At 74.6% G+C, this 7,266-nt stretch carries 6 protein-coding genes; 2 read left to right on the top strand and 4 right to left on the bottom strand.

Annotation, left to right across the window (positions count from 1 at the left end; genetic code table 11):
* The 4 genes from OZN99_RS21540 to OZN99_RS21525 form a co-directional block, all read right to left on the bottom strand.
* A partial coding sequence (locus OZN99_RS21540) for a hypothetical protein (protein ID WP_270937308.1) occupies positions 1-195 on the bottom strand: 195 nt, incomplete at its 3' end.
* Positions 192-773 carry an aminoacyl-tRNA hydrolase gene (pth, locus tag OZN99_RS21535; RefSeq protein ID WP_270937307.1) on the bottom strand — a complete coding sequence of 194 codons (582 nt, stop codon included), beginning with the start codon at positions 771-773 and terminating at the stop codon, positions 192-194. The genes pth and OZN99_RS21540, both read right to left, overlap by 4 nt.
* 30 nt (positions 774-803) lie before the next feature.
* Complete coding sequence (locus OZN99_RS21530) at positions 804-1,496, bottom strand: 50S ribosomal protein L25/general stress protein Ctc (protein ID WP_270937306.1); 693 nt, start codon at positions 1,494-1,496, stop codon at positions 804-806.
* A gap of 165 nt (positions 1,497-1,661) precedes the next feature.
* Positions 1,662-5,222, bottom strand: coding sequence for a P-loop NTPase fold protein (locus OZN99_RS21525; RefSeq protein WP_270937305.1), 3,561 nt, complete (start codon positions 5,220-5,222; stop codon positions 1,662-1,664).
* Between the two features lie 125 nt (positions 5,223-5,347).
* On the opposite strand from OZN99_RS21525, the gene OZN99_RS21520 reads away from it, so the two are divergent.
* Entirely contained in the window at positions 5,348-6,757 is a 1,410-nt protein-coding gene (locus tag OZN99_RS21520) for an amidase (protein WP_270937304.1), read from the top strand.
* A gap of 28 nt (positions 6,758-6,785) precedes the next feature.
* Positions 6,786-7,266: Bug family tripartite tricarboxylate transporter substrate binding protein (locus OZN99_RS21515; RefSeq protein WP_270937303.1), on the top strand; the 481-nt coding region annotated here is incomplete at its 3' end.

Here is a 7,266-nt window from a genome sequence, read left to right as displayed (position 1 = left end):
CGCGCGGCGCACATCGCCCGCGCCCTCCGGCCCCGGCATGGTTGCGGCGCGCAGCGCGGCCGCGGCCTGGGCCAGGGCCTGCGCCTCCCGCACCAGCCCCGCCGCCAGCGCGGCGGCGCCGTTGGCGAAATCCTCTGGCCCGGGGCCGTGCTGCATGCCGCCGAAGCTGTCGTCGAACACGGTCTCGTCGCTCATCGCGGTGCGGGCTCCTGCGTCAACAGCGCGACGCGCGTCATGAAATCCTCGGGCTTGCCGCCGGCCAGCAGCGGCGCGGCGTCCGCCACGGCGTCCAGCAGCGGCTCCACCCAGGTGTCGACCTTGGCGAAGTTGCCAAGCACATGGCCGGTCACCCGGTCCTTGTGGCCGGGATGGCCGATGCCCAGCCTGACCCGGCCGAATTCGGGCGTCGCCAGCGCGCGCTGCATGTCGCGCAGCCCGTTGTGCCCGGCCGTCCCGCCGCCCTTCTTCACCCGCACCTTGCCCGGCGCCAGGTCGAGTTCGTCGTGGAAGGCCCAGATGTCGGCCGGACGGATCTTCAGGAAGGACGCCGCCTGCTGCACCGCGTCGCCGGAGGCGTTCATGAAGGTCATCGGCTTCAGCGCCAGCAGCTTCACGCCGCCGACGCTGCCTTCCGCGACCTCGCCCTTGAAGCGCTTGCGCCACGGCGAGAGGCCGTGGCGCTTCGCGATCGCATCCAGCGCCATGAAGCCGATGTTGTGGCGCTGGCGGGCGTATTCCGGCCCGGGATTGCCGAGCCCCACCCACAGCAGCACGGCATCGCCCTCCCTGGCCGGGGGTGCGGACTACTTCTTCTTGGCGGGCGCGGCCGGCTTGGCCGCGGCGGCCGGCGCGGCCTTGGCGGGGGCCTTGCCCTTGCCCTTGGCGGGCTCCGGCGCTGCCGCGGCGACCGGGGCGGCCTCCGCCTCCACCGTCGGTGCGGCGATCGAGGCCACCATGAAGTCGCGGCCGACGATGCCGGGGCGCGCGCCGAAATGGTCCTTGATGGAGGACCAGCGCAGGCCGTCGCCGATCTTCGCCTCGGCCAGGTCGATCTCGAACTTCTCCGGCACCTTGTCCGGCTCGGCCAGCACCTCAACCTCGCGGCGGACCACGTTCAGCACGCCGCCGGCCTTCAGGCCCGGGCAGGTGTCCTCGTGCAGGAAGGCCACGGGAACGCGCACGCGGATGCGGGCGCCAGGGGCCACGCGCTGGAAGTCCACATGGACGGGGCGGTCGGTGACCGGGTCGAACTGCACGTCGCGCATGATGGTGCGCTCCGTCGGCCCGTCCTTCACCGCCACCTCGAACAGGTGGGACTGCCAGCCGCCCTTGGTCAGTTCCTTCATCACGTCGCGCGGGTCGAGCGCGATCAGGGTCGCGGTCTGCTTCGCGCCATAGACAACTCCGGGGACCATGCCCCCACGCCGGGTCGCGCGCGCCGCCCCCTTACCGGCACGCTCGCGCGCCACGGCTTCGATCCGTACGGTCTGGACCATTGCCAGGCTCCTATCTGCGAGATGTGCAGCGCCCCGCTCCCAGGGCCGGAGCCAGGGCGCAGAAACGCGAACGCCGGCCTCCAGGGGTGCCGACGCGGGGGCAGCGGTTAGCGGAACCGGCCGGGCGGCGCAAGGGCGGCGTGCCCGAGGAGACCTGGCGGCGGGCTACGCCTGGAAGCCGAAGCGCCGCGCCACCACCCCCCATTCCCGCAGCGCCGCCAGCGCAGCCTCGTCCGGCAGGCCCGGATCGGCCAGGTAGAGCGCCAGCAGCGCATCCTCCCGCCCGCCGGTCCCGCTGGCCAGGTCCGCCAGCTTCGCCGCCCGCGACAGGCGCCGGGCGAAGCCCTCGTCCGGCGCCCCGCCCACGCAGCCCACCGCGAGGTGCAGCATCAGCGCGCGATAGGCGCCGGCGGTGAAGCCCTCCAGCTGGTCCGGCATGAGGCAGCCCCGCACGATCCGGTAGACGTTGAGGAAGCGCAGCAATTGCCGCGGCGATCCGCCGAGCTCCGGGGCGAGCTTCGCCATGAACGCCCGTTCCGGGTCGGACAGGCTGAGCCAGTCGGGCGGTGGCGGCGGGGCGGGCGGGGGCTCGCGCACCGCCTCGCGCGGGGGGTCCGGCGGCGGCCTGGTCGCCTGTGCACCCGTCCCCGGCCCGGCCGCAGGGCCGGCCGTCATGTCCGGCTCCGTCCTGGCGCCTTGCGTGGCCGGGCCGGGCTGCGGGTCTGCCGGCGTCCCGGGCGTCGTCGGCGTGGTCGGCGTGGTCGGTCTTGCCACGGCCGGAACCGGCGCCTCGTCCAGCGCCTTGCCGTGATGCGCCAGGAACTTCGTCGCGGTGCCGCCATCCATCGGGCGCACCTGGTAGGGGATCTGGAAGATCTTCTCGACATAGTCGTAGGGCGTCGCCGTCCTGCCGTCGCCCTCGCCGTCCAGCAGCTCCGGATGCACGCGCTTCAGCGCGCGGCTCACCCAGCGGATATCGGCCGCCACCACCACCACGAACAGCGGGAAGGTCAGCAGCAGGTGCACCGCCTGCAGCACCTCCACCACCTTCTCCGCCGGGCAGCGGTCCAGGTCGTCGATGTAGAGCACGATGCGGCCGAAGGGCGCGCCGGGCGGCTGCTCCGCGGCCTGCACGCCCTCCTGCAGCTTGGCCCGTTCCTTCGCATCCAGCAGGTCGCCGGCCTGGGCGAGCAGCGCCTCCACCTCCTGCGCATGCGCCTCGCGGTTGCGCTTCGCCCGCGCCTCCACCTCGGCGTCCCTGCGCGCGGCGTCCATGGCGAAGGCCAGTTCCTCGAAGTCGCGGCGCACCGCGGCCACCAGGCCGACATGGCGCCGGTACTCCTCCGCCGCCGCGCGTTCCCGCACGAAGCGATAGAGCCGCGAGCGGCCCGTGCCGGCGTCGAACTGCCGCGCCGCCTCCGCCGCGCGTTCCGTGGTGGCGGCGAGCAGCGCGCGCGCCTCGGCCTCCTTCGCCGCGGCCAGGCTCTGCGCCTCCGCGGCCTGTCGGGCATCGCCATCGGACACGCGCTGCGCGATCTCGGCCTCCAGCGCATCCTGGAATGTCGCGAGCCGCCCCAGCGCGCCCTGCACCTGCCGATGCGCCCAGGCGGCGGCCGAGGCGCCGCCGGCGCAGAGCCCGCCGAACAGCGTCACCGCCGTCGCCGCATCGCCCAGCCCGGTCAGCCGCTGCGCCAGGAAGGCGACGCAGACCGGGATCACCGCCGCGCAGGCCAGCGCCACCAGCACCCCGGCCGGCGAGCCGAACTGCCGCGACAGCCGGCCGAGCCGCGCGAAGGCGTCCGCACCACCGCGGGTCAGCGCCGCGGCCGACTGGCGCAGCCGTTCCGCCTCCGCCCCGGCGGCGGGTACGCCCAGCTTCTCCAGCGCGTCCTTCGCCGCCGCCAGCAGCTCCGGCTTCGCCGCCTGCAGGCCCTGCCAGGCTGCGGCCGTGATCGCCGCCATGTCCGGCTTCGCCTGTGCCCGCGCCTTCGCCAGATCGGCTTCCGCCTGCGCCAGCTGCGCGGTGGCGTGGCGCAGTTCCTCACGCCGGCGCACCAGCGCGCGGGCGGCGTCCAGCGACAGGCTGCGCGAGGTCGCCAGCCGTTCGAAGAGCTGGTCGGCGCTGTCGGTCTTCGCGCCGCCCTCACGGTCCCGCGTCCAGCGGTCCAGCTCGCCGAAGATGTGCGTGACCAGCGACGCCCAGAGGTTGGTGTCCACGTAGTGCCAGGCGTTGAAGCGGATCTGCACGATGCCGTCGTGGAAGGGATGCGCCGCGCGCGCATCCTCCGGCGCCTGCATCGCGAGTGCGGCGCATTCCGCCACCTTCTCGTGCAGCAGGCGCAGGAAGAAGCTCTTGCCGGTGCCCCAATGGCCGAAGACGCCGATGGCGATGGGCGGGCTGACCTGCCGCGCCGAGATGAGGCGGGCAAAGGCCGCCGCCTCGTCACCGACGCCGAGGCAATCCTGCACCGAGGCCGCGCCGGGGTTGTCGGACAGGATGCCGGCGATGGCGGGGCGGAAGGGCGCGCGCTGCGTTGGCGACGAAGCGGCGGAAGGCGGGGGCGGAAGCTCCACCCCGAAGGCCGCCAGCTCGCCGCGCAGTCCGGGCACCGTGTCGCCCAGCACCGCGGCGACCAGTTGCTCCAGCCCCACCTCGTTGCCGGGCTCGGCACGGTTGATCGCGTTCTCGATCAGGTCGGCGGCGGCGGAGGCGACGCAGATCTCGACAGGCTCCGGCTGCGCCCCGCGCAGCACATGGTCGCGCAGCTTCCGCCAACCCTCGGCCTGCGTCCGCATGCACTCCGCAAGCGACCATGCAAGCGGGCCGAGCGGCAGGCCGCCCCCTTCGCCACCGGCCAGGGCGGGACGCGCTTCGATCCCGGCGCCGCGATCCAGCGCCGTTTCCCCCAGGGCGAGCGTCAGCGACAGCGGCGTCACGACCGCGCGGCCCCGTAGTCCCGGCCGCGACGCGAAGCAGCGGATCGCGGTCATGCGGGTGTACCAGTCCTCGCCGGGGCGACGTCCCATCGGACCGGGCAGCATCGTCGGGTCGGCCTGCATCTCCAGCAGCGTCCAGAACGCCTCGGGCGACAGCGTGGCGAGCACGATGCTGCGCAGCCGATGCGACGCAGACAGCCCAGGCTCGCCGATGACATACAGCATCTGCCGCGCCGTCTCGATCGGATCGCCGCCGCCATCGCCGCTGCCCAGCATCGGCTGCACCAGCGATGCGACGCCCCGCTCCGCGCAAAGCCGGATGATGCCCTGCATCGCGCGTCCGGGATCGCGATGCGTTCCGGCCACGAAGGCCGTCGCCAGGATCAGGCTGCGCGGCGCGAGGCCATCGATGCCGAGGTCGTCGCAGCGCACCAGCGCCGGGCTGTCCGCGCCGTAGCCGCTGCGGAGATTCGCCTCCTGCAGCCTGGCGCGCAGCGCCTCCCGCTTCGCGCCGGCCACCTCCTCGATGCGCCGCACCAGCCCGCCGCTCAGCGCCCCGCGCGGGCCGGTCGGCAGCACCAGCGCATCGGCCGGCAGCGTCCAGACATCGAGCCCGTAGCCGACATCCACCCGCACGCCGCCATGCTGGCCAAGCCAGACCATGGTGCCGCGCTCCAGCCCCGCCCCGGTGCCGCTGCCCTCCGGCGGCCCTTCCCGCAGCAGCGCCACGCCCTCGCGCCCCGGTATCCGCTGCATTCCCCGCGCCCCGATCGCCGCGTCGCGCAGCATGCAGGCGCTCGCCGCGCGAGACAAACCCGACCTCTTCCACCACCCTGCGCTGCCGCCCGCATTGACAGCCCCGCCCCGCGCGCCTGCATTGGCCGCCCCAGCCCGGCCCAACCCGGAGAGCCCGCGTGACCTTCCTCCCCGTGCAGCCGCTCGACCCTGCCGCACCGCAGCGCCGCCTCGCCTACCACCCGGCGCGCCCCCTGCTGCGCCCCTTCGTGCCGCAGGCCGCCGCCTTCCGCGCCGGCACCACCACCCCACGCACCGTGCTGGAGGAGTGCATCGCCACGATCGAGCGCGACGAGCCCGCCATCGCCGCCTTCGTCGCGCACGACCTGAAGGCCGCCCGCATCGCCGCCGACGAGGCGACCGGGCGCTGGAAGGCCGGCGCGCCGCTCTCCCCGGTGGACGGCATGCCCGTGGTGGTGAAGGACATGATCGAGACGGCGGGTCTGCCGACGCAGATGAACAATCCGATCTACGCGGGCTGGGAGTCGCGCCGCGACGCCGCCGCCGTGCTGGCGCTGCGCCAGGCCGGCGCGGTCATCCTGGGCAAGACCGTCACCACCGAATTCGCCGTCGGCAATTCCGGCCCGACGCGCAACCCCTACGACACCGCGCGCACCTCCGGCGGCTCCTCCTCCGGCTCGGCCGCGGCGGTGGGCGCGGGCATGGCGAGCCTCGGCCTCGGCACCCAGACGCATGCCTCCACGCTGCGCCCGGCCGCCTATTGCGGCGCCTATGCGCTGAAGGCGACGCATGGCGCGCTGCATGCCGGCGGCCTCGCGCCGCTCGCGCCCACGCTCGACCATCTGGGCCTGATCGGCGCCAGCCTCGAGGATGTCTGGGCCGCCGCCGTGACCATCGCGCGGCGCGCCGGCGGCACCCCGCCGCATCCCGGACTGGCCGGCACGCTCGCGGTGCCGCCACCCCACCGCCCCGCGACGCTGGTCCGCCTGGACACGCTGGGCTGGGACGAGACCCCGGAGAGTTCCCGCGCCGCCTTCGAGGCCGCGATCGAGAGGCTGGCCGCCACCGGCACGCGCATCCTGGATGCCGGCAACGACGAAGCGACCGCGGCGCTGGAAGCCACGCTGCGCGACATCGGCGACTTCGCGAACGACCTGCTCGCCTGGGAGGCACGCTGGCCGCTTGCCGCCTATCGCGCGCACGGACCGGAGATGGTGGGCGCGCGCATCCAGGATCTTCTGGCGCGCGCCGAACGGATGGACGCCGGCGCCTACCTCGCCGCGCTCGACCGGCGCGCGGCGCTGCGCGCGCAGGTCGCATCCTTCGCCGGCCGCGCCGCGGGCTTCGTGCTGCTCGCCGCCTCCGGCCCGGCGGTGCAGGACCATGCCTGGACGGGGTCGCGCAACTACCCGCTGCCCTGGACCCTGGTGGGCGGCCCGGCCTTCGCGCTGCCGGTGCTGGAAGCGGAGGACCTGCCGCTTGGCCTGCAGATTGCAGGCTTCGCCGACCGGGATGCGGATGCCTGCGCCGTCGCCGCCTTCGTGCGCGACACGCTGCTGCCGCGCTGACCCCAAGGGACCAGATAAAGGGGACCAGATGACGATGCTTCGCCGCAGCCTCCTCCTTGCCACGCCGGCCCTGCTGGCCGCGCCCGCGCTCCGCGCCCAGACCGCGGCCTACCCGAGCCGGCCGATCCGCCTGCTTGTCGGCTTCGCGCCGGGCGGCACCACCGACGTCGCCGCGCGGCTGATCGCGCCGCGCATGCAGGCGCTGCTCGGCCAGTCCGTGGTGGTGGAGAACCGCCCCGGGGCCGGCGGCAACATCGCGACGGAAGCGGTGGTGCGCGCGCCGGCCGACGGCCACACGCTGCTGCTGGGCACCATCGGCGGGCTCGCGGTGAACCCGACCCTCTACGGCAACCTGCCCTTCGACCCGCTGGCCGATCTCACCGCCATCACGCGCGTCGCGATGATCCTGAACGTGCTGGCCGTGCCGGCCGACCGCCCCTGGCGCAGCGTGGCGGAGCTGGCCGCGGCGGCGCGCGCGCGGCCGCTCAGCTTCGGCACCTCCGGCGTCG

It is taken from the genome of Falsiroseomonas oryzae, from assembly GCF_027856955.1.
In the GTDB taxonomy this organism is placed as follows: domain Bacteria; phylum Pseudomonadota; class Alphaproteobacteria; order Acetobacterales; family Acetobacteraceae; genus Falsiroseomonas; species Falsiroseomonas oryzae.
The sequence above is the reverse complement of the archived record's forward strand: the minus strand, read 5'-3'. Positions and strand labels throughout refer to the sequence as shown.

Excerpts from the sequence above, each read along its gene's own strand:
- OZN99_RS21530 (WP_270937306.1), bottom strand. The coding sequence starts at position 1,496 with ATGGTCCAGACCGTACGGATCGAAGCCGTGGCGCGCGAGCGTGCCGGT.
- OZN99_RS21525 (WP_270937305.1), bottom strand. The coding sequence starts at position 5,222 with ATGCTGCGCGACGCGGCGATCGGGGCGCGGGGAATGCAGCGGATACCG.